Source organism: Nostoc sp. (assembly GCF_036916985.1).
Classification (GTDB): domain Bacteria; phylum Cyanobacteriota; class Cyanobacteriia; order Cyanobacteriales; family Nostocaceae; genus Nostoc.
On record NZ_JBALFD010000015.1, the window covers coordinates 22,134 to 44,206 of the forward strand.

At 42.2% G+C, this 22,073-nt stretch carries 15 protein-coding genes and 1 pseudogene; 5 read left to right on the plus strand and 11 right to left on the minus strand.

The window, feature by feature from the left end; all coding sequences use genetic code 11:
* The first annotated feature begins 17 nt into the window (after nt 1-17).
* Entirely contained in the window at nt 18-1,196 is a 1,179-nt protein-coding gene (gene sat / locus V7L07_RS04815) for a sulfate adenylyltransferase (protein ID WP_335055572.1), read from the plus strand.
* A 145-nt stretch (nt 1,197-1,341) separates the two neighbouring features.
* Nucleotides 1,342-3,513 (plus strand): caspase family protein, encoded by a 2,172-nt coding sequence (locus tag V7L07_RS04820; protein WP_335055574.1) that lies wholly within the window; start codon nt 1,342-1,344, stop codon nt 3,511-3,513.
* 21 nt (nt 3,514-3,534) lie between these two features.
* Here V7L07_RS04820 and V7L07_RS04825 read toward each other — a convergent pair whose 3' ends face one another.
* Entirely contained in the window at nt 3,535-7,911 is a 4,377-nt protein-coding gene (locus V7L07_RS04825; protein ID WP_335055576.1) for a PAS domain S-box protein, read from the minus strand.
* Between the two features lie 543 nt (nt 7,912-8,454).
* On the opposite strand from V7L07_RS04825, the gene V7L07_RS04830 reads away from it, so the two are divergent.
* Nucleotides 8,455-9,282 carry a DUF4114 domain-containing protein gene (locus tag V7L07_RS04830; RefSeq protein WP_335055578.1) on the plus strand — a complete coding sequence of 276 codons (828 nt, stop codon included), beginning with the start codon at nt 8,455-8,457 and terminating at the stop codon, nt 9,280-9,282.
* 120 nt (nt 9,283-9,402) lie between these two features.
* Here the strand turns inward: V7L07_RS04830 and V7L07_RS04835 are convergent, their stop codons facing one another.
* The 4 genes from V7L07_RS04835 to V7L07_RS04850 all read right to left on the minus strand — a co-directional run bounded on the left by V7L07_RS04835 (nt 9,403) and on the right by V7L07_RS04850 (nt 14,931).
* A complete protein-coding gene (locus V7L07_RS04835; RefSeq protein WP_335055580.1) occupies nt 9,403-10,671 on the minus strand; it encodes a tetratricopeptide repeat protein in 1,269 nt (422 codons plus the stop codon).
* Nucleotides 10,672-11,177: 506 nt separating this feature from the next.
* Complete coding sequence (locus V7L07_RS04840) at nt 11,178-11,846, minus strand: 2OG-Fe dioxygenase family protein (protein WP_335055582.1); 669 nt, start codon at nt 11,844-11,846, stop codon at nt 11,178-11,180.
* A 323-nt stretch (nt 11,847-12,169) separates the two neighbouring features.
* Nucleotides 12,170-13,960, minus strand: a complete 1,791-nt coding sequence (locus tag V7L07_RS04845; protein ID WP_335055584.1) for a WD40 repeat domain-containing protein — start codon at nt 13,958-13,960, stop codon at nt 12,170-12,172.
* A 575-nt stretch (nt 13,961-14,535) separates the two neighbouring features.
* Nucleotides 14,536-14,931: a hypothetical protein gene (locus tag V7L07_RS04850; RefSeq protein WP_334694690.1), complete on the minus strand. Its 396-nt coding sequence runs from the start codon at nt 14,929-14,931 to the stop codon at nt 14,536-14,538.
* Between the two features lie 244 nt (nt 14,932-15,175).
* Here V7L07_RS04850 and V7L07_RS04855 point away from each other — a divergent pair, with 244 nt between their 5' ends.
* Nucleotides 15,176-15,853 (plus strand): SDR family oxidoreductase, encoded by a 678-nt coding sequence (locus V7L07_RS04855; protein WP_335055586.1) that lies wholly within the window; start codon nt 15,176-15,178, stop codon nt 15,851-15,853.
* A gap of 1 nt (nt 15,854) precedes the next feature.
* On the opposite strand, the gene V7L07_RS04860 is transcribed toward V7L07_RS04855, so the two are convergent.
* The 4 genes from V7L07_RS04860 to V7L07_RS04875 form a co-directional block, all read right to left on the minus strand.
* Nucleotides 15,855-16,904 (minus strand): aromatic ring-hydroxylating dioxygenase subunit alpha, encoded by a 1,050-nt coding sequence (locus V7L07_RS04860; RefSeq protein WP_335055588.1) that lies wholly within the window; start codon nt 16,902-16,904, stop codon nt 15,855-15,857.
* A gap of 284 nt (nt 16,905-17,188) precedes the next feature.
* Nucleotides 17,189-17,626, minus strand: a complete 438-nt coding sequence (locus V7L07_RS04865) for a secondary thiamine-phosphate synthase enzyme YjbQ (RefSeq protein ID WP_335055590.1) — start codon at nt 17,624-17,626, stop codon at nt 17,189-17,191.
* Between the two features lie 77 nt (nt 17,627-17,703).
* Complete coding sequence (locus tag V7L07_RS04870) at nt 17,704-18,894, minus strand: pyridoxal phosphate-dependent aminotransferase (RefSeq protein WP_335055592.1); 1,191 nt, start codon at nt 18,892-18,894, stop codon at nt 17,704-17,706.
* A 53-nt stretch (nt 18,895-18,947) separates the two neighbouring features.
* Nucleotides 18,948-19,232, minus strand: coding sequence for an RNA recognition motif domain-containing protein (locus tag V7L07_RS04875; protein ID WP_335055594.1), 285 nt, complete (start codon nt 19,230-19,232; stop codon nt 18,948-18,950).
* 578 nt (nt 19,233-19,810) lie between these two features.
* Here V7L07_RS04875 and V7L07_RS04880 point away from each other — a divergent pair.
* On the plus strand, nt 19,811-20,332 hold the full coding sequence (locus tag V7L07_RS04880) for a hypothetical protein (protein ID WP_335055596.1): 522 nt from the start codon (nt 19,811-19,813) through the stop codon (nt 20,330-20,332).
* Nucleotides 20,333-20,442: 110 nt separating this feature from the next.
* Here V7L07_RS04880 and V7L07_RS04885 read toward each other — a convergent pair whose 3' ends face one another.
* Entirely contained in the window at nt 20,443-20,661 is a 219-nt protein-coding gene (locus V7L07_RS04885) for a hypothetical protein (RefSeq protein WP_335055598.1), read from the minus strand.
* 187 nt (nt 20,662-20,848) lie between these two features.
* Nucleotides 20,849-21,928: pseudogene (gene nrdJ, locus V7L07_RS04890) on the minus strand (ribonucleoside-triphosphate reductase, adenosylcobalamin-dependent); the annotation flags it as partial.
* Nucleotides 21,929-22,073: the final 145 nt, after the last annotated feature.

Here is a 22,073-nt window from a genome sequence, read left to right on the forward strand (position 1 = left end):
ACAAAGAGGGGATTACGTTGAGTCACAATCCAGATGCCATAGCCCCCCACGGTGGACAGTTGGTTAACCGTATCGCCACACCAGAACAAAGAGCAGAGTTTCTCTCAAAAGCTGACTTTTTGCCGCGAGTGCAACTTGACGATCGCGCCGTTTCGGATGTAGAAATGATTGCGATCGGTGCTTTTAGTCCACTCACGGGTTTTATGAACCAGGAAGACTACGATCGCACTGTCACAGAAATGCGATTAGCTAACGGTCTTGTGTGGTCAATCCCGATTACACTATCGGTAAGCGAAGAAGTAGCTTCCCCGTTGCTAGAAGGCAGCTTAATCCGTCTGGATAACTCCAGAGGCGAATTTATCGGAGTTTTGCAACTCACCCAAAAATATAACTACGACAAAACCCGCGAAGCAATAAAAGTCTACCGCACTGATGATGTCAATCATCCGGGTGTACAGGTACTCTATAACCAAGGTACTGTACATCTGGCGGGTGATATTTGGCTGTTGCAGCGTGAACCTCATCCCCAGTTTCCCACTTACCAAATCGATCCAGCTGCCTCACGGCAACTATTTCAAGACAAGGGTTGGAAAACCATCGTCGGCTTTCAAACTCGCAACCCTATCCACCGCGCCCATGAATATATTCAAAAGTGCGCTTTAGAAATCGTTGATGGTTTATTTTTGCACCCATTAGTCGGGGCGACAAAAGAAGATGATATTGCTGCTGACGTGCGGATGCGCTGCTATGAAATTTTGCTGGAACATTACTACCCGTTAGACCGGGTAACTTTGGCAATTAATCCAGCCGCAATGCGCTACGCTGGGCCTCGTGAAGCCATCTTCCATGCTTTAGTCCGCAAAAACTATGGCTGTACTCACTTTATCGTCGGACGGGATCATGCTGGTGTGGGTGACTATTACGGCACTTACGACGCACAGTATATCTTTGATGAGTTTGCGCCAGGTGAATTAGGTATTGTGCCGATGAAATTTGAACACGCTTTCTACTGCACGCGCACTAAGCAGATGGCAACATCTAAAACCAGTCCCAGCAAGCCAGAAGAACGCATTCACCTATCGGGGACAAAAGTTAGAGAAATGCTGCGGCGTGGTGAATTACCTCCACCAGAATTTTCCCGTCCAGAAGTGGCGGCAGAGTTAGCGCGGGCGATGCGGATAGAAGTGCCGGTTTAGGACATTGGGCAAAACAGTTCTGAGTGCTGAGTTAGGAGTTAAGAATTTTCCCCCTGCCCTTCCACTCCCCACATTTTTGTAACTTTACAATACAGAGTTCAGCCCTGTAAGCTGCTAACTGATAGCTGAGGGCTGATAGCTAACTATGGAACGGCGCACGTTTTTACAGAGAATTGGCTCAATACTCGCGGTATTGGGGATAACTGAAGCTGAGTGGTTGTCTTTGGGAAATCGCTATTATCAGGCTTTGGCACAACCCAGTCCGCGCAAGTTGGCATTACTGATAGGTATTAACCAATACCCAAAAATCCCAGCCCTCAGTGGTTGTCTGACGGATGTCGAACTACAAAAAGAGCTTTTGATTCATCGTTTTGGCTTCCAAGGATCAGATATTTTAACCTTAACTGAGGAAGAAGCCAGCAGGGAATTCATTGAGGCGGCTTTTTTGGATCACCTGGGCAAGCAAGCTAAACCTGGTGATATGGTTGTCTTTCACTTTAGCGGTTATGGTAGTAGTGTCAAATTGGAAACATCGTCAGATATAAGGCAAAATGCTCTAGTGCCAGCTAATGTGAGCTATAAATCACAAGACGAAAAAATAGTCAACTATATATTAGAAGAAACTCTGCTGCTATTATTGCGATCGCTCCCCACAGAAAGAGTCACAGCAGTATTAGATACTAGCTATTATGCTCCTACCACAGTTTTAGGATTAAAAAGTCGCACCCTTCAAGAGTTAGTAGAGGCAAAGTTAGCACCAGAAGAACTCGACTTTCTCCGACAACTCAAAACTCAGAAGTTACCCAGCACTCCGATTGTTTTAGCAGCTACCTCAGAGCCAAAGCAGCCCGCAAGGGAAGGAATTTTCGCTGGTTTTAGTGCTGGGTTATTTACCTACGCCTTGACGCAGTATTTGTGGGAATTCACCCCAGCCACCACAATTCAAGTTTCCCTTTCCCATGTAGAAAATTCTCTATCTAAATTGGGTAGCAAACAGCAACCAGCGAATCTGGAAAACCTCTCTCCAAACCTCTCTCCTCAGAGGAGAGAGGCTTTGAATTCTCCCCCTTCCCTTGTAGAGAAGGGGGGGTTAGGTTTGCCAGAGAGTATCGTTGGTGCAGAAGGCGCGGTGACAGCCATTGAAGAAGACGGCAAAACAGTCCAACTGTGGTTGGCAGGATTACCGCCACAAGTGCTGCTATACTACGGAGTGAATTCTCGATTCACCCTAGCAACAACAGAAGAATTAATATTGCGATCGCGGACTGGGTTAACAGCAAAAGCCCAAATTTCCCAAACCGAAGGTACAAATTCCCTACAAGTCGGGCAACTTGTGCAAGAAGCAGTCCGGATTTTACCCCGAAATATTAATTTAACCATAGCTCTAGATACTGGATTGGAAAGAATTGAGCGGGTAGATGCGACAAGTGCCTTCGCTGCATTTCCTCATATCTCCACTGTAGTAGTGGGCGAAAAACCTGCTGATTATGTTTTTGGTAAGTTACAGGAAATTCCTAGTCGTTATGGTCTATTTTCTCTCGGTGGCGAGCTAATTCCCAATACCACGGGGGAAGTAGGAGAAGCAGTAAAATTAGCAGCGCAAAGGTTAGCGCCAAAATTATCAACCTTGCTAGCAGCCAAGTTATGGCGACTCACAGAAAATCAAGGTTCTTCTCGCTTGGCTCTCAAAGCAAGCTTAGAAATAATTAGTAACATATCGCCTCGCGTTGTTATGCAGCGCGAAACAGTCCGAGCTTTTAAAACTGAAACTCCGATTAAAAAATCAGTACAGACGCGATTAATCACGTCTCTCCCCACACCGATTGTCCCTATCGGTAGTCGAATGCAATATCGAGTGGAAAACCAGAGCGATCGCCCAGTATATTTAATTGTGCTGGGATTAAACAATAATCATACAGCGATCGCTTTCTACTCTTGGGAAACTCCCCAAGAACCAAATACTGAAGACATTAAGCCCCTCCTCAAAGAAGTTGTCATCGCCCCAGGTGAAACCCTCACCTTACCCCAAACTAATGCTGCTTCCGAATGGGTGGTTTCAGGGCCAGCTTTCTTTTGCGAACAACAACTAATTTTTAGTACTACCCCTTTTAGCACAACTCTCGCCGCTTTGAATACTGCTAAATATTCCCCAACCGAACAACGGCTGATTGCCCCATTGTTGAATTCCTTAGACATTGCACAAGCCTTGCTCCAAGACTTACATCTTAAAACGGAGATGAACGGCACAGCAGCCGACTCATATATCTTGGATATGAATAATTGGGCAAGTTTTAGCTTTAGTTTTCAAGTGGTTTAACGAACCCACTGCACATTTTTTCTAAGTCCTTCCAACAAGGCTAGCAACTACTGTTGCTAACTCAGCGGCTTCAATCGGTTTAGGTAAATGTAGCTGATAACCTTCTTGTATAGCTCGCATCCGATCTTCTGCTTTAGCATCAGCTGTCAACGCTGCGGCGGGAATATTTCCCCCTAGTTCTGGTGGTTGCGATCGCAGTTTACGGATCAAAGAGTAACCATCTTCCTGATGCATACTGATATCGCTAACTAAAGCATCTGGTTTCCACTGTATAATTAATTGCCACGCTTCTGAAACTGATGCGACAGCTTTAACTTCAGCTTGGCACTGTTCGAGGACTGTGGTGATGAATTCACGGGTATCGGCTTGATCATCTACAACTAGTACGCGCACGCCCAGGAGTGAGAAGGGCATAGGGGCAGAGTGGCGGAGGGGCGGAGGGGCGGAGGGGCGGAGGGGGGAACTCTTTAGAAGTGGTAATTTGACTGTAAACGTTGCTCCTTGTTCTTTGCCTGGGCTATCTGCATGAATAGTACCACCATGCAGTTCTACTAAATGACGAACGATCGCTAATCCTAGTCCTAATCCACCATAAATTCTAGTGTTAGAACTATCAGCTTGACGAAAGCGATCAAAGACGTAAGGAAGAAAGTTAGTATTAATCCCAATGCCTGTATCAATTACCTGAATTTGGGCATATTTATCTGTTGTCTGTTGTTTTTCTTGGCCACTGACTACTGACAATTCCACCTCTACCCTTCCTCCGACGCGTGTGAATTTGATGGCATTGGATAGCAGATTCCAGACGATCTGTTGCAAGCGCTCAAAATCACCAGCAACTAAGAATTGAGAATTTTCGCCAAGATTACTTGGGGATTGTGCTTTTGGAGATTCGAGATTTTCATGATTGATTTCTAATTCCCCATTTGAGTTTGGCGTTTCTTTGGAGGGGATAATGGAAAATCTCAAATCGATTTCCTTGGACTGGGAGGCGAGATTAACAGTCTGAATGGCTGACTCAATTATCGGAACCAAATTACAAGTACTGACATTCAGGCGTAATTTCCCTCTAATCATCCGTGATATATCTAGCAAGTCTTCAATTAGCTGGGTTTGGGCTTTGGCATTGCGCTCAATTGTCTCCGTAGCCCTAGCCATTTGGGTTTCACTCAGCTTGCTTCGTTGCAGTAATTGTGCCCAGCCCAGGATGGCATTGAGGGGTGATCGCAACTCATGAGACAATATCCCCAGAAACTCATCCTTCATCCGGTTAGCCTCTTGCAACTGCTCAGTTTGATGTTGCAAAGAAGCAATTAAACTAGCCCGTTCCATTGCGATCGCTATTTGGTCGCAGACTGCTTGCATCATCCCCTTTTGATTGTCGGTGAAGCTTAACAGAGTGCGGCTGCCAAAGGAAAGAGTACCCAATAGTCGTCCTTGGGCAATTAATGGATAGGCATAATAAGCAGTAATATTTAAAGAGCGAATCAATTCTGTTTGCGGGTCAGTTGATTGCTGCACATTCTCTACAGCTATTGCACAACGTTCCTGGGCTACAGTACCACAAACCGATTCACCATAAGCCAACCACTCAATTTCTTTCGCCATCTCCGGGGAAATGCCGCTGTAAGCCCCTAACCGCATTCGCTGAGAGTTATCCTCAACCAAATAGTTAAAGTAAACATCTAAATCAATTTGTTCTGAGAGTTTTCGGTAGACGCTATCGATTAGTACTACTGGTTGCTGACTCGATAGTAAATCGTTAACTGTGTCGAATAGTAGCTTTAACCGTTTGTAACCTAACGAGAGTGCTTTTTGTACCTCTTTGAGATTGCTAATCTCTTGGAATACCAAGATACAGATAGATGGATGACCGTGCATTGCTGGCAAAGTATCAGCAAATACAAGTAGAGAGCGCACACCACTGGGAGTATGCCAGTCTACCTCCAATCCATTCAGACGTTCGCCAAGGGCAACCCGTACTCCTGGCATAAGTTCATTGGGGATGCGATCGCCAGCCGCATCTGTGTAGTGGTAAACTGTGTGATAATCTGCGGCTGCTACGCCTTTGGGAAATTCGCCCCCAGCTAATTCGTCAGCAGAGCGATTGGCAAAAGTTACCCGCGCTGTTCCTGGTTCGATAAACAGCAACGGTCTTGGCATCAGATTTAACACATCCTCTAGCCATTTCTGCTGATTTAACAGCACTTCTTCTGCCTGTTTGCGTTCTGTAATATCTAAAAATGCACCAACACTTCCTCTAGTTTTACCCTCTTCGTCAAACAGAGGTGCAACATACTCCAACAGGTTGACGATTTTACCATTGTCATGGACAACATCAACTTCAAAATCCACAACTTCAACACCATGAGCAGCAGAATACTGCATTGGGAGTTCTTCTGTGGAGAGTTCCCTGCCTTCTCGGTAGATTTTAAAGCTTGTCGGTTTTTCGCCCAAGGGAGGATTTGTATCTGAAGATATTCCCAACTGCTTGGCAAAAGAAGGGTTGACCTTGATATTTTGGCATTCTGGATCTTCGGCAATGCCAATTCCAATCGGAATTACCTCCAACAAAGTTTGTAACTCAGTAATGCGGCGCTGTAGATCCCTGTTTAGTTGTAATATTTGTTCCTTAGCCTGTTTTTGTTCGCTGATGTTACGAGTCACAGTTGCTAAGGCAATTGGCTGACCTGTGTTCTTGTCTGTAACAGTGAAGATGTTGTAATCAACTGGTATCGGTTGACCTGTTTGGAGGTGACAAAAGCAGAATTCTCCTTGCCAGCGCCCTTGTAATCGCACAGTTTGCAGTATATGTTCTTGAAAATAGGCTTTGTCTTTGGGCATGACGTAATCTAATACTGCTTTTTGCCCCACTTCTTCCAGGCTTGTAAGCCCTACCAGCTTTTGACCTGCATCATTGATATAGAGTAATTGACCCTCAAGGGTAGCAATACTGATAAAATCAGAGCTATTTTCTACTAACGATACTAATTTTTGTTGCTCTGCCTCTGCTTGCTTGCGATCGCGTAGCGCAGCTTGCTGTTCGCTTAAGTCGAGAATAAATGCTACCGATTCTTTCCGGTCGTCTCCTAGCAACACGTAACCAATTAACACCGGAATACGGCTACCATCCTTGCGAATATATTCTTTCTCATAAGGTGTACAAGCAGCGTTGGTGTTTTCTTGTGCTTCCGCAACACCTCGTTCATCCAAGTCTAGATACTCTGGTGGGGTGATATTGCTCCAATTTAACTTACCTGCTAACAAATCCTCTCGCGTGTAACCAATCATCCTGAGAAATTCGTCGTTTGCCTGTTGGATATTGCCATACACATCGCCAAACAGAATACCGATGACATTTGCATCGACAAAACTCGCCAGTTTAGCTTCGTAGGTTCTCAGTGCTTTTTGAGCGCAGTCGCGTTGATAGCTGAGGCGTTCAATAACCCTGGCACTTTGCCAAATCAAAATAGTAAAAATTACAATCAGGACGATGGCAAAGACTGATACCGCAAAGGCTGAATCGTATTGTCCTGCTCGTTGACCTTTAACAATTACCCACCCCAATATAAAAGGTATTGCGATCGCAGCAACTAATAAACGACGTGCAAGTAAGCCGCCGTAAGTATCACTTGTAACTACCCACATTAACCCCTGTTCTGCCCGCACCCACAAAATGCCCATACTTAGTAAGATGAACAACCCAGCCGTATGTAAGGCCATTGATGTTGTATAAGGGACAAGTCCATAGAGAACTTTCACTTTGTAGGCATAGCCCATTAGCGCCTGAAAGGAAATTAAAGTCGCAATCAGAGCCAGAATTTGGGCATACCAATAACTGCGGTGGTTTTTTGAATGAATCAAAATCTGTAGGGCTACACTCACCAGCATAAAGTTTAGTGCTGTGTTCACCCCCATTCGCCCCTGGTATGATGTCGCCATACTAGTTGGCGAATCACGAAACACCAGTTCATCAATGCCGAGATTCCAACCGAACAGATATTGACAGAGTGTGAGCGCTGCAATTGTGGTGACGGCGATTGCACATACCTGAGAAATTAGTAGAGTTATTGGGGTCAAGAGACCTTTTTTGGAATTGGAGGCAGTGGAACTGTGGGGGTAATTTTGAATTATTCTTTCTCCCACGCTTCCGTGCTGACCTGCTTTTGAAAATAACCACAGGGATAGACCACACAGGATGAAACACAGCGCTGTATTGACTTTCATTGTGGCAGGACTACCGGGAAAGCCGCGTTTGAGAACTTCAAGGCCAAGCCACCAGCCAACTAGTACTAAACTGCCAACCAAAATAGGGATTGCACTCGCGATTTTTGCCACAAGTGAATTTGTCGGAATTTTCAATATATCTTGCAGCCGCAAGCGGTTAACATTTAACATTGAGTGTTCTCTAACCGCATCTATCTAGCGTAGTAAACTTCCGTATTTCTTACGGGTTAATCATTTATATCTTTTGTATTTTAGGCTACCTCTTGACTGATTTTTCATCTACCTCTGTGCATATTTTTTCTTGCACAATTTATAGTAGGAAGTAATGGTGGCTCAAAAAACAACCTTTGAGAGGATTTTAAAATTGCAGAGTATCCTCAACGTAACCTATACAGTTTGAGATTTTGAGTTGAGGTTTTGGACTTTAAATATAAAGATATACATCTTATTTTAAGGGAAATATAAATTTCCCATAAATATATCATCATAATATTCAGTTTAAATGCTGAACGATCGTGACAGTAAATTAAGTTATCAGATCGGATATTTGTCAGTAGAAATACATTAAATAAAGAGCTATTTAAATATATAAATAAAATCTAAAATAAAGATTGACTTTACTAAAGTAAAGCTGTTAGAAAGTAACAAGCAACACAGACTGATTGCTAAAAGCATTACTGTCTTAATTATTTTCCCTACTTAATAACTCCTGACATGAAACAGATTTTTCTAACTGCTTTAATCGCCGCTACAGCTACCTTGACTGGATTAATTTCTAAAGTAGAAACTGCATCTGCTGCTGATTTTAGTTGGAATAGTTCTTGGACTCAACCAACGATATATAGTGAATCTCAAACTGGTTTTAAGGATACTCCTTTTCAAAAATTTGTCCAACAAGAAAGTGTTTACCTCACAAATAGCGGACAATTTAAACTAGATCCTAGTCAATTAAAATTAAAATCCGACTATGACGTATCTGTTTACTTTATCAATGAGGGCGCTAGTTATAGAAACCAATTAGCCTTCAATGCCACAGGAACTACTAATAAATCTGGACTAATTTTTAAGGATGCTTCTTGTGACGGAGTTGGGTGTATGATGGGCGGGGGCATTAATGCTCTAAAATTCGGTGATGGAGTCGATATTGGTAATGTTGCCGGAGGTACTCAACTCGACTTCTTTTTGAAAGCTAATGGTTTGAACAGTTCTAATGGCAATATCTTTGGTACTCAAACTGCCTCTAATGCTGACAGACTACAGCACGCAGTTGCTTATGCTTATAACAACTACATCATCCTAGCATTTGAGGATTTATACGGAGGCTTACACGCTTCAGGGATAGATTCCGCAACTGGTAAGTCTAACCAAAATTCTGACCGTGACTTTAATGATCTTGTTGTCGTTCTTGATATCGGCGAGGCAAATGTTAAAGCGTTAATTGGTGCTAGCGTTCCTGAACCATCTGTTACTTTATCAATATTTGCGGTGGGAGCAGTTGGTATGTTTGGATTGCGCCGCCGTCAAACTCGCACTTCTAACTAAGCTTTGAAACGTGCTTAAGATAGTGTGCATTTAGTTTCATTGGAAAACGACAAGTGATTGATTGGATTTTCACCCGTATTAGTGTACAGGTGAATTTACATTTGTAGTAGTATTTATATTTTATCTACCGTGATCGCGTTCTAAATCATCAATCACTTTTTGCAAATACCACTCGTCTGACATCCCAGGATGGTAATTCTGCTTTTGCTGAATCAATCGTTCGGCTATTTCCCAGTATCCTCCAACCATTCGTAAAATTCGCTGACGTAGCAGGTTATACTTTTGCTTTTTCGACTCTGGACTAAATTTTTGGATTTTTTCTAGGCTACTTAAGACTTGTTGATAATTTCCCCAATCTTCTTGTTCACAAAAGATACTCGCCGCTCGTTGATAATCTTCCACGGCTTTTTGTATTTCTTCTAAACAAGTATAGGCAATGCCGCGATTGTAGTAAGCTTGAGCATCATCGGGGTTGATTTGCAGTGCTTGGGTGTAATCTTGAATTGCACCAAGATAATTGCCTGTTGTTCGATAGGCATTACCTCTGGCAATATAGACTAAGGGATCTTCAGGCTGTATCTGGAGTGCTTGGTTAAGGTCTGCGATCGCTCCTTGATGATCTCCCAATACAGAACGTGCTTTACCCCGGTTACGATAGACAATGGCATCTTGAAAGTTTAGTCGCAATGCTTGATTAAAATCTGTGATCGCTTCTCGATAATTACCCATTTTACAACGCACAACCCCACGACAGCAGTAAGCTTGGGCATCTTGCGGATCGGCTTTTAATACCCAGTTTAAATCGGCGAGTGCCTCTTGGGTATCTCCTTTCTCAGCCTTTTCTAATAGTTGCGTGAAATAATCATTGGTGGATAAAATTGGCGCACTTATAGAATGTGATTGCTCAAGGGCTGGTAATTCTTTGGGTTGTAGCTGTTTAATTTGTTCCAGACACCGACGACAATTCTCTTTGTCTTGTTGCTCTAAATATAGCTGTGCAGCTTTTTTAAAGTTAGCGATCGCATCTTGAATATAACCCTGTTTGCGCCGCACCATCCCCCGCAGATTATAAGCAGCAGCATAATTGAGATTGAGACGAATAGCGCGTTCTACGTCCTCCAGCGCCCCCGACAAATTTTTCAGCGCCACTCTTGCTAATCCCCGACAATAATATGCCTCTACACTCTCAGGATTCAGCTTCAAGGCTTCGGTATAATCTGAAACAGCCTTCAGGATTGCTCCTGAGTCATAATGTGCCAAACCCCGTTGTAAGTAAGCTTCGGTAAAGTAAGGTGTTAATTGTAAAGCATGGTTAAACTCCTCAATTGCTCCAGCGTAGTCTTTTCGCCTAGCCTTTTCCAATCCTCTATTGTAGAATTCGTCATTCATAGCATTTATTTGGTTGATTCAGTTAGTTGAATTCCAGCAGGCTTGTTTTGTAGTCTAACTTATGCACTCACCCTTAATATTCTAAGTATCCAGCGTGGCTTTGCTGAATTTCGGATTTTTAATGAAATAAAACAAATAGGAAAGTGGAGAATAGGGAATTAGCCTTTTCTAGTTGTACGGAGTTTTTTAAAAATCAAATAGGAGTATAAGTAGCTGGACAAAAATATTTACAGTCGTTGCGTTAGCTTTTAGGGTTCCCGTAGGATATGAAGTGTTCGCGGAGCGTCTCGTAGACAACCAATCCCAAGCCTTTGCGATTGCTTCACTTCGCTTTGCTCCATTCGCAATGACGTTATGTAATTAATTCTATCTGACTACTTATATAACGATAAAAAATTACTTAATATCATCATGATTATTTCCAATTAAAAACAAAAAATAGGGTAATTGAATAGATTCAATTACCCGTATCTCGTAGATTATAAAATATTTCCAGGTTACTAAAATTATTCCGAAAGTAAGCTAGGAGAAGTTAGTACAAAAACATCCCAACTTCCTTGAGCATCAGTTTGTGGTTTTATGGGATTGGCAAAGTGGAAAAATTCATGGTCATTGACCAATAATAGTTCCCCAGGATTTAGAACTTTGCTAAACACAGGCTTTTCTTTTTTAGCTGTATATAGGTGTGTTTCTCCACCTTGAATATTCTCTCTAGTTACTGAGAATATGCCAATAAAATCAGTGCCATCTTGATGGATACCTTCAGGTGCCGGATTACCAAAATTATCTGGAGAACAAATAATTCTAATCTGATGAACTCCAATTTCAGCTTCAGGATGAAGTTTACAAGAATCACTAAATGCTAAGACAAGATTTCTAAAAATATCCAGTTCTATGAGTGCATCATCTAATTCTGCAAACTCTCTTTTTATATCACCTACTAATGGATTATATTCTTTACTTTGAAAGAAATGTCCATGAGGTAATTTGATTAACTGATTTCCAGAGACAGTAAACCGAGATAATCTTCTGGAACGATAATTGCCTTTGATATAAGAGTCAATAGGCATATTACTAAAAAATGGCTTGAAACCTTCTAGATTGATCGAATTTACTTTTCTAAGGGTAAACAAAAAAGCATATTCTAATTCCGTTGATGCCCAAATTTCTTGCATAGGATTTACCTCCTTGCACGTTACAATTCTCCCGGATTTTTTATGGGAGGCTGATAACACTTAGTATATGCTACTTTTTATTAATATGTTGTTAATTTGACTACAAAAGTTGACAATCCATGATATGTAAAATTACTCAAATTTTTTCACAGGGCAGAGTAGCTGCTGAAAGGATTAACCATACTCAGTGCTGAGTGCTGAATTCTGAGTTTTGAGTAAACATACTAGTCCCCAATCCCCAGTCCCCAGTCATTCTTTCATGCAAGGCTTTTGAAATTCGTTTCATCAGGAATGCCTCATGCCTCCTTCAACACGAATTACTATTAACTCCGTTGCCAAATTTTAATTGTCTTATCCAAACTCCCGCTAACTAACATCTCACCGGATGCTGTGAAGGCTAATGCTGTGACTATATTCCCATGACCTGTAAATGTACCCAGCAATTCTCCAGTTTGGAGATGCCACAATTTGATGGTTTTATCAGCACTACCGCTGGCGATAATTTGTCCATCGGGACTTAAAGCGATCGCATATACTCTATCTCTATGTCCTTTAAGAGTATGAAGTAATTCTCCAGTTTCCAATTGCCAAATTTTAATTGTTTGATCCCAGCTACCACTGACGAGTAGTTTACCATCTGTACTGATTGCTAAGGAACGCACGATATGAGCATGACCCATGAGGGTATGCAGCGGTTGTGCATCTTTTAAACTTTTGATTCCTGTCTGCGGTAAGGTGCGCCAAACTTTGATTTTGCGGTAGCTACCTGTAACGAGAGTTTCCCCATCTCGACTCAAAACCAGGGAATGAGCAGCTGTATCATCTAAAGAAAGTGCGATCGCTACCTGACGTTGCATCAAATCCCAAAACAGAATTTTTCTGTCATCTCCGCCTGTCGCTAACATTCTGCCATCTGGGGTAAAGGCAGCACACCGCACTACCCCATTGTGTTTGTGCAAAATATCTATCAAGTCTAAAGCGCCTACGTGCCAAAGCTTAATTGTGGAATCTGCACCGCAACTCACTAAAGTCTGTCCATCTGAACTAAAAGCTAGGGAATTTACTTCATCCACTAGCCCAGATAGTACCCAAGGATACTCTGATAATGTCTCTATTAATTCACCCTTGCTTAAATCCCAGAGTTTCGTCTCGCCACGGCTACCACTTGCCAAAATGGGTAAAGCTTTACCATTGTTACACCCAGAACTGAAAGCTAGGCAATTAATCCCTCTGGTGTGTCCTTGCAAAGTCTGCCAGCATTCCCAGTCGCCGACTATATCCTTGAGGCAATGCTCTGATGGTAGAGTCTGTATTGTATCTGCGATCGCTCTCTCATTAATTATTGGCGACGTATCTTTTTTGCCAGTAAGTGATTCTAAATACCAAGTTAATCCCCCTGCATATAACAAGTTACTCGGAGTTACATACAGTTTTGGTTCAGCAAATTCAAGTTGATTTGTCGGTAAAAAGCCTGTTATTATGCTTTGCCTCTCGTAACCTAAATTCCCTGTAGATGGATAAAACAAACATAGAAAAATTAATACTTGGTGATTTTCCAAATCTTCTTGAGTAATCGACCATTTAATTTTGTCTTTCTTAATACCATTAAAACTTTCCCCATCAGCAACGTAAACTTGAATACTTAGCTGAGGATGATCTTTAAGTATATAAGGAAATTTACTTTCGCCACACAAATTTCCTTCATCATCTAAAATCATATTTTGTAAGGTATCTTGTGACACCTTTTTGACCAATTTGCCCAACCGTTCAGTTATTACTCGGTCAACAATATACTCCCGTAAAAGATAATCTTGGGCTTGTTGTTGGAAGTATTTCGGGAAAGGTATCGTCCAGTCAGGAGGCTCAGGATATTCAGGTGGCGTTGGCGGCGGATTTTTGGCGAGAACTTCTGCTTGTTGGCGAGAAAGTTCTTGGAGTCTAGCCAATGGCTCACCCCAAAAGGCCATAACTTCAGTGTGACAACCTTTAACTTGACTTTCTAGCAAAGACAAGTCGTAAGTTTTAGGCTTTTTCACACGTTGAAGAAAGTCTGTTTGTTGAGCTTTGAGTAAGCTAATCCAATCCATCTGCATTCCTGCGGCAAACTGTTGCATACCTACGGTAAGCTATACCAATGCAATTACTCAAGTTTATAACCTTAGTTAATTAAAAATTCAGTAATCTTAGCAGTCTAATAAAACACAGCCATTGGCAGATGTTTCCGGGAAAGAGATAAATAAACAGCACTTAGACGTTTCATGAATTGATGCAGTTGAAGTGTATAGAATTTAGATGATGTCAGTCAATTCTAACGGACATGGACAAAGAGATACTGTTTTCCTAGAAACACTTCTAGCTGCAAAAGAAAGTTTAATTGGAGACGGATTTCCAAGATTACAGATACATTAAGTCAACAAATACCTACACAAAGATAACCTAGTACAGCACGGCGGAAGTAAGCTGTTGTGATTATAGTTTGCACATTGAGGCGGCAGGGGAGCAGGGTGCAGGGAGCAAGGGAGAGGATTTACAGATTTTGCCTAATCAATGCTTGTGATGCAATTTGTAGGCGCAACGGCTTAAACCACCTATTCCAAATCAATGAAACTCTTGCGGTATAGGAATTACATAGCTTAGTTTTCGCCTTCTCTACGAGATGCTACGCCAATGGCGAGTATTACGAATTATTTTAACCTTTACGTTTTGGTTGTCTGGGTGTAGTACTGACATCAGAGGAGTTGCCAAAAGTATCCCTTGCTTCGATTTGTTTAATTTTCATTTGCAAGTTCAAGTCATCACTGCTAACAATTGTTTCTAAATTCGCTAATCTCTCCTCTAGCAGTTCTATTTGCTGCTGTTGCAAATAGTTAGTTTTTGATTTTTGCTCATCAGAACGCCAAACAGCAACAGTACCAACAGCTGCACCACCAATAGCAACTAAAGGAAGAATAGCACCGCTTCTAGTGATGGCTGACAGTGGGACGCAAACTCCGAGAATTGCTACTGTAATCACCCAAATTCTAGTAGTTGCAGATAATCTGACATCATGATATTGCTCTAGATTGGGTTGAGATTTTTTAGCCATAAGTAAATCCATTGAAAAGTTATTTGCTAGATTGACACAATTACCTATTACAATACTTCCTACCATTGGGTTAGGTATAATTGCTATACTAGTATTTATGTAATTATAGTTACTCAGTTATTTGCGATCGCTAGATTGAGGGTGAGGTAAACCACGGACATAAATTGTATGTTATTTGATTCTTATTCCTAAGTGCTGCCAATCCTCTGATAAAATCCTTTGAGCGTAAGTAGTTAAATTTATTATGACAAGTGAATCTTATATTTTTCTAGCTGGAGCAAGTCGCGGTGTTGGTCGAGAAATTGCCCAATATCTGAGAGCGCAACAGCTAAAGGTTAAAGCACTCGTGAGAACAGCAGCAGTTGCAGCTGAACTAGAGAAAACAGGTATTCAAGTAGATGTGGGAGATGCCTTGAATCTTGAGGATGTAGAAGGCGCAATTCTCAAAGATGAACCTATTCACACCGTTATCAGTACAATTGGCGGTTTACCGACAGATGGAGAAAGAGCAGATTACCCTGGTAATAGAAATCTGATCGATGCAGCAGTTAAAGCTGGAGTGCAAAAGTTTATTCTTATATCTTCTATTGGTGCTGGTAATAGTGTTGTTGCTTTGTCACCGCAAGTTTTAGCAGCACTGGGAACAGTTTTAGTTGAGAAAGACAAAGCTGAACAACACTTAATCGCCAGTGGACTCATCTATACAATCATCCGTCCTGGTGGACTAAAGTCAGAACCAGCAACGGGTAATGGTGTTTTGACTGAAGATCCGCACATTATTGGTAGCATCAATCGTGCAGATGTCGCGCAGTTAGTTGTCCGTTCTTTAAATAGCCAACGTGCCAATAATAAAATCTTGTCAGCCGTAGACCGAAATATGCTGTTTGGGCCAAGAGAATTTGCAGAATTTACTTTGGAGTAATTTAAGCACGCCAGCGCAGTATTTGACCTTTAACAGGATTCACAAATTCTCGTCCTTCAGCAACAGAACGAGCATACTCCCGCTTTAACTGGTAGTACCACTGCGCCTGCATATCTGAGTCTTTAATCAGCCGTAGCACAGGATTATACTTGAGACCAATCTGCTGTTTTGCCACAACTGTTCGGTCTTGGTCGATAAAACTCCGTGCTAACAGATGTACTAGTGGCTTGAAAAACCCTACCCAAGGGAGTGTCCAGTAAAGAGCAAAAGTTACCTCTGTTTCTGTGTCTGAAATCGGTGTAACAGCCGTTAAATTAACGACTCGATGATTGGCAATTGTGGTTTCTTCGATTCTGACTCCAGGTAAACGAAAAGAAATCTCCGTTTCTGGCACACCACCGCCAATCAGCCAGTATAATCGACCCCCATTTACTGGTAATCGGTGTCGTCGCATCGTGAAGCCGTAGGGTGAAGCATCAAACTGCTTTACTTCTTCATGTAATTGCTCATTTCGCCACCACCAAGCGCGATGAACATAAGGTGAATGAGCCGGGTCCATCAAACCTACCACTGCATGATCCACAAAACAGGGAAATTTCACAACTTTTACGAACTGGGGCGGCTCATCAAACCCAGGAATCACCGGAATTTCCTTTTCAGATGCAGGTTGAGGGTTATCTGGATCGGCGATATATATCCAAATATTTCCTTGAGCTTCGCGAATTGTGTATGACTGCACGTCGAAGCGACTCAAATCCATCTGCTGTTCTTCTACAAGAGATGGTATTGTAATGCAGCGTCCACCCTCGTTAAACCGCCAACCGTGGTAACAGCATTCCACTTCCTGCCCATTGAATCTACCGCAACTCAAGGGTACACCACGATGAGGGCAAATATCCCGCATCGCTGAGACTTTGCCATCCTGACTACGGATTAGCAATACTGGTTCTCCCAAAAAAATGCGGCTGATCATCATACCTGGTTTGATTTGGTTGCTAGGCAAAGCATAGTACCAAGTATTACGTAATACAAAATTATCGTTATTTTTCATAACTAATACCAAATTAAGATAGATAGGATGTTGGACATTACTGGAACAGACTTTAGGTAAAGACGTTTAATCTAAAATCCAAAATCTAAAATCCAAAATTGGTATAATTGCGTCTACCTTTGACACAACAAAAGTCCTGGTTTGTGGAAAGGAAGGTTATGTTTGAAAACATTCTTTCAGATTTTTAATTGCTGTAAGTAAATTCAACTGATACATTTGTTGGTCATGTTCGTGATTCTCTTAGTTTTGGGTTTATCTGGAATCCTTGCAGGTGTGAAGTTGCATTATTCACCAGAAATTTGCACAAATATAGTTCTTTGACGCGGGCCGTCTAACTCAAAAAATAAAATAGATTGCCAAGTTCCTAATACTAATTTACCATCCACAATGGGAATTATCTCACTTGTGGTCAGCATCATTGCCATTAAATGAGAGTGAGCATTTATCGGCTCATTTTCTGGGACATCTCTTAAATGCAAATCATTATGCAAATAACTGTCTGACTCAGGTGCTAGTTTTTGCAAGAACACTTTGATATCTTCTAACAATCTGACTTCATTTTCGTTGATAGCTAGTGCTGTTGTTGTGTGTTGAGAAAATACTAAAACTTGTCCATTTTTAATTGATGTTGAGGCAATAAAATCTTGAATTTGTGGCGTGATATTATGAATATTAATTTTTGGCTCAGTTTCAATTTCAATTAACTTATTAATAATCGGCATCTGTTGAATTTGATATTTGCAATTGCGGACAATATATGCTAAAGCAGCCTTGAAGAAGGCAGAAATATGGATGACTTCTAATTCCTAACTATAGTTTCCAAACCCTGCACTAATCTTTCTATTCCTTCTTTTGCCGTCTCTTTTTGCAGCGCCCCATAAGCGACGCGTAGGTAGCATCCGTCATCTATGCCAAAGATTGTACCTGGAATAACTGCTACTTTATGTTCCTGGATTAGTCTTTTAACTAACTCAAAAGCATCCATTTGGGTATGAACTTTGAGGAAAAAGTAGAACGCACCATTGGCGGGGATAATGCTACACAAGCCCTGTAGGCGATTAAGGGAGTCTAATACTAGTTGGCGTACTTGAGCGATGCCTACGGCGGGCTGCGCCAACGCTCCTATATGACTCTGCAAATACTCCTCTTTTGCTTTCAATGCCCCTAAAGCTGCATATTGAGAAATGACTGGCGGACAAATCAAAATTGTATCCTGGACTTTTTTAATAGCGACAAGTAAGTGTTTGGGAATCACCATATACCCAATGCGCCAACTAGCAAAACCGTATGCTTTGGAAAGGCTATAGAGAGAAATGGTGTATTCGCTATTATTAGCAAATGCGCCAGGTGAAATGTGTTTTATTCCGTTATAGGTAAAATATTCATAAGCTTCATCGCTGATGTGGTAAATACCGCGAGTACCACAAATTTGATTTACTTCGCGCAAAACTGCTTCTGAATAGACAACTCCAGTCGGGTTATTTGGTGAAATCGTCACCACAGCCCGTGTTTTGGGAGTAATTGCTTGAGCGATCGCATCTGGGCGCAGTTGGTAATTTTCATCTGTCGCCACTAACACCGGATGACAACCAGCGATTGCGATCGCCATTTCGTGGTTGAAATAATAGGGCGTATTCAAAATAATTTCATCGCCTGGGTTAGTGATCGCAAGAATGGCATTCATAAATCCCATATTGCTCCCTGCTGTCACGACGATACAGTTTTCCTGGTTGATTTCAATGCCGTTGAAGTCTTGCAATTTTTCTGCAAGCGCTGTCAGCAATGGGGGAATTCCCTCAACTGATTTGTATAAATTATTGGCTGGTTCGGCTAAGAATTTGGCTAAAAATTCTATGGCTTCCGGTGGTGGGTTGTAAGAAACTACACCTTGTCCTAGAGATATTGTTCCGGGAGAATTTTTAATCAGTTCCCCAACCACAGGAATAATCGGTGACTGTACCGCTTGCATACGAGAGGTTAGGGATTCCATATTTTCTTGCTTATGTACCTGACTTTTGTATCTAGTACGCCAAAACAGAAGTGTTAAAAATCTTGTTTTTTCGACCAACTACCACGAGGATTATCCTCTCGCGGCTTGGCTTTATTAACTTTGAGTTGACGACCCATCCATTCTGCACCATCTAATTCTGTGATGGCTGCGTCTTCTTGAGCATCTTCAGTCATTTCAACAAATGCAAAGCCCCGTAATCGTCCTGTGTCGCGATCGGTAGGCAAGACAACTCTTTTGACTTCACCGTAGTCTGCAAACACTGCTTTTAAGTCTGCTTCAGTAGCGCGGTAGGAGAGATTTCCAACGTAAATAGTCATCTGGGATCAAGTAATTTTCAACAAAGAGCGATTCGATTAGTTCAGCTAAAAAAAACAGACCTAACAAAATTGCAAATATTGCATAATCTCCTCTGATTCACCAATGGTAAATGTTTTAGAGTAGCAGTCAATCAGGTGACATTGGCTGAATTTACTATACATACGCTCATATAATAACCGATTGTGACATTTTTCAAAGTCTGAGATTTCACAAGAACTTGTTTGGTTAATTGAGATAGTACTTAGATTTACGTATTTACTTAGATTTAAGTGGTAATGCGCTAGTATTTTCCCTGATCAATATGATAAGATTCTACAATAAGCTACGCGAATATACTCTTTTGGCAGGTGGAAAATAAATTCTTACCTTCTGCCCTTTAACGTCTGCTCTTGTTTGGTAAAGGTTCTATCCGTGATCCGGAGTCGCTGATATCGTTTCTCTGTGAAGTTGTATATATTTACCCCCCGGCTACGCCGTTCCCCTTACTAAGGCGGGACTATATGGGGGTTTTGTTATATACATCTTCACCCAGGATTGGTATGAGTCAAGAACAATACAAAACCAAAGGAGTAAGAGAATGCGTCTGAGAAAGCTAGTCAGCTATGGAATTTTTGTGCTGATGCTCGTCATTGGCATCAGTTTCACGGGAATTGCCCATGCTTTTGACTATCCACCCCCACCAGGGAAGGTTGCGATCGCTCAAGAGACTAGCGATCTCATGCTCAACACGTTGTTCGCGGCGCTGACGCAGGAGTTTAACGAAACCACGCCGGCAAATGTGGAGCAAGGTAAGCACTCCATTTCGCTGATATTTAACGATAAGAACAAGGATATGCGATTAGTTGGCACCGTTGGGCCGCTTCGGGAAAGCGATCGCCCCAGTGACAGCTTTGAACGTCAAGCAAACGCGCTAGCAATGGCGAGCCAACCGCAGCCATACGTGTCCGTTCAGCGTGTGGATAATAAATGGTACTATCGACGCTCGATCCCCCTCAGCAACTTCAGGGCGGAATGTGCGCTCTGCCACGTGAATTTCCCGGCTGGCCCTACATCAGACCCGGTGGGTGCGCTTATGCTCAGAGTGCCAATTAACTACTAAGTGACTTCCAAAAAGTAAAATAATCATTTTAGAAAGTAGGGTTCAGTGCTGCGAAGGGCAGAACTGACTCCCTATTTTTTAGTAAATTCAACTATGTATGGTTGGAGTTTTTAGTCAATGGAAATCTGCTGAGGGCCATTGGCTTTACCATTATGAGCATCAGTTGTGGTGCGGCTGTAACTATTTGAGCGGATCTGTTTATCTAGCCAGCCTTTAACGGGATCGTCTGCGAGATTGAGCCGAAGCACACCAGAGAAGAACCCACCCACAAATGAGACTGGATGCTGAGTAAGTTCCCTGAATATAGGTGACAATTCATCAATGAACATTAAGAGACTCCTGGCACTGCCGTAAAAAATTATTACTTCTTAATTGATCGTAACGTGTTTGGACATGGGGCATTGAAAAGAGGCAGAGGGGCGGGGTGCGGGGGGCGGAGGGGAAAACTTTGCTCCCTTGCTTCTTCTTGTCTCCCCCTGCTCCCTGCTCCCTGCCCCCTTGCTTCTTCCCCAGTCCCTAATCCCCAGTCATTGGTTGCTGATCGGGAAACATACACTTATCAGAATCACAACCACTAGGGCCGGCCTCTGACATTTCGCCTAAATCGTAGCGGCTTAAGACTGCACAGAAGTCATCTGTTTTGCGCCGTGCTTTCACCTCTTGAGTTAAGCGATCGTAGGTGGATTTGTCTATTGGTTCAAACGGCAAACGCGGGAATGATTGCAAATCGTCAAAACGGGCTAAAAGAGCTGCTGAAATATATCCCTCATCATTCTGGATGGTTTCGTAAATGCGCTGCCCCAAAGGCTCGATTTCATCAGAGCGGAGTTCCAAAGTTGCTGATGTATTGTGAGTCACGTACCAACGTTGAACTTGAAGGACAAAATCAAATTGGGCTAAGGCTGAAAATTTAGAAACATCAATTTCATCAGCCCCCGGTAAATCAGCCCAAGTTACAGAAACAGGGATTTCCACTAGCCATTCACTCACCCGTGGATCAAAGGGATCGTTGAGCAAATTGCCCTGTTCATCTTTGTCTGATTGAGAGGGAATGACGTTGTAACCATAGTCAATACAAGCTAAGGCTACTGGGTCATTTTTGCCGAAGGTGATGCGGCGAATAAATCTTTGGGCTTTTGGGGGATGCCAGCCGGAACTAGCATTAGTTAATAAAGCCTTAGTACCACTGGGTTGCACTGTGGTACAACGATTTGGACGCTTGAAATTGTGGCGATCGCAATAATCCCAAACTACCCGATGTACAATATCTCTCCAAGAACTTAGATATTTTTCTTCCTCACGCTTGAAAGCTAATCCTTGTGGAGTTGCAGGCCTTCCTGCTTCCCACCAGCGCAGCCAATCAACACCAAAAGCATGGACAAAGAAATCAAATAAACCTGTAAAAGAAACTCCCACAATTGGGTCTAATTCACGGCTGTATTGATAGCGTGGTTCCAGGAATTTGTGATTTAAAAGTGCTGCTACAGATAACGCCCCAGCGGTGAAAGCCTCCTCTTGTTCTTTGTAGTTACGTGGATCGATTTGATTAAGGTGAACCTCTGACAAATTGCAGTGAAAGTTACTACCGATGATTTCCAAATTTGTTACCCTAGAGGCTTTTTATCCCCTAGTTCTACTGCTTGATTATTCGCAGTAGTTCCGCATACATTTTGCATATATGACCTCAACTAATAGAGGAATTTCTTTTTGCCAGATGCTTTATCTGCAACTAGAAACTATT

Bases quoted from the DNA above. Each gene is read 5' to 3' on its own strand.
- V7L07_RS04820 (WP_335055574.1), top strand. From the start codon at position 1,342: ATGGAACGGCGCACGTTTTTACAGAGAATTGGCTCAATACTCGCGGTA.
- V7L07_RS04825 (WP_335055576.1), bottom strand. From the start codon at position 7,911: ATGTTAAATGTTAACCGCTTGCGGCTGCAAGATATATTGAAAATTCCG.
- V7L07_RS04830 (WP_335055578.1), top strand. From the start codon at position 8,455: ATGAAACAGATTTTTCTAACTGCTTTAATCGCCGCTACAGCTACCTTG.
- V7L07_RS04835 (WP_335055580.1), bottom strand. From the start codon at position 10,671: ATGAATGACGAATTCTACAATAGAGGATTGGAAAAGGCTAGGCGAAAA.
- V7L07_RS04840 (WP_335055582.1), bottom strand. From the start codon at position 11,846: ATGCAAGAAATTTGGGCATCAACGGAATTAGAATATGCTTTTTTGTTT.
- V7L07_RS04845 (WP_335055584.1), bottom strand. From the start codon at position 13,960: ATGCAACAGTTTGCCGCAGGAATGCAGATGGATTGGATTAGCTTACTC.
- V7L07_RS04850 (WP_334694690.1), bottom strand. From the start codon at position 14,931: ATGGCTAAAAAATCTCAACCCAATCTAGAGCAATATCATGATGTCAGA.
- V7L07_RS04855 (WP_335055586.1), top strand. From the start codon at position 15,176: ATGACAAGTGAATCTTATATTTTTCTAGCTGGAGCAAGTCGCGGTGTT.
- V7L07_RS04860 (WP_335055588.1), bottom strand. From the start codon at position 16,904: ATGAAAAATAACGATAATTTTGTATTACGTAATACTTGGTACTATGCT.
- V7L07_RS04865 (WP_335055590.1), bottom strand. From the start codon at position 17,626: ATGCCGATTATTAATAAGTTAATTGAAATTGAAACTGAGCCAAAAATT.
- V7L07_RS04870 (WP_335055592.1), bottom strand. From the start codon at position 18,894: ATGGAATCCCTAACCTCTCGTATGCAAGCGGTACAGTCACCGATTATT.
- V7L07_RS04875 (WP_335055594.1), bottom strand. From the start codon at position 19,232: ATGACTATTTACGTTGGAAATCTCTCCTACCGCGCTACTGAAGCAGAC.
- V7L07_RS04880 (WP_335055596.1), top strand. From the start codon at position 19,811: ATGCGTCTGAGAAAGCTAGTCAGCTATGGAATTTTTGTGCTGATGCTC.
- V7L07_RS04885 (WP_335055598.1), bottom strand. From the start codon at position 20,661: ATGTTCATTGATGAATTGTCACCTATATTCAGGGAACTTACTCAGCAT.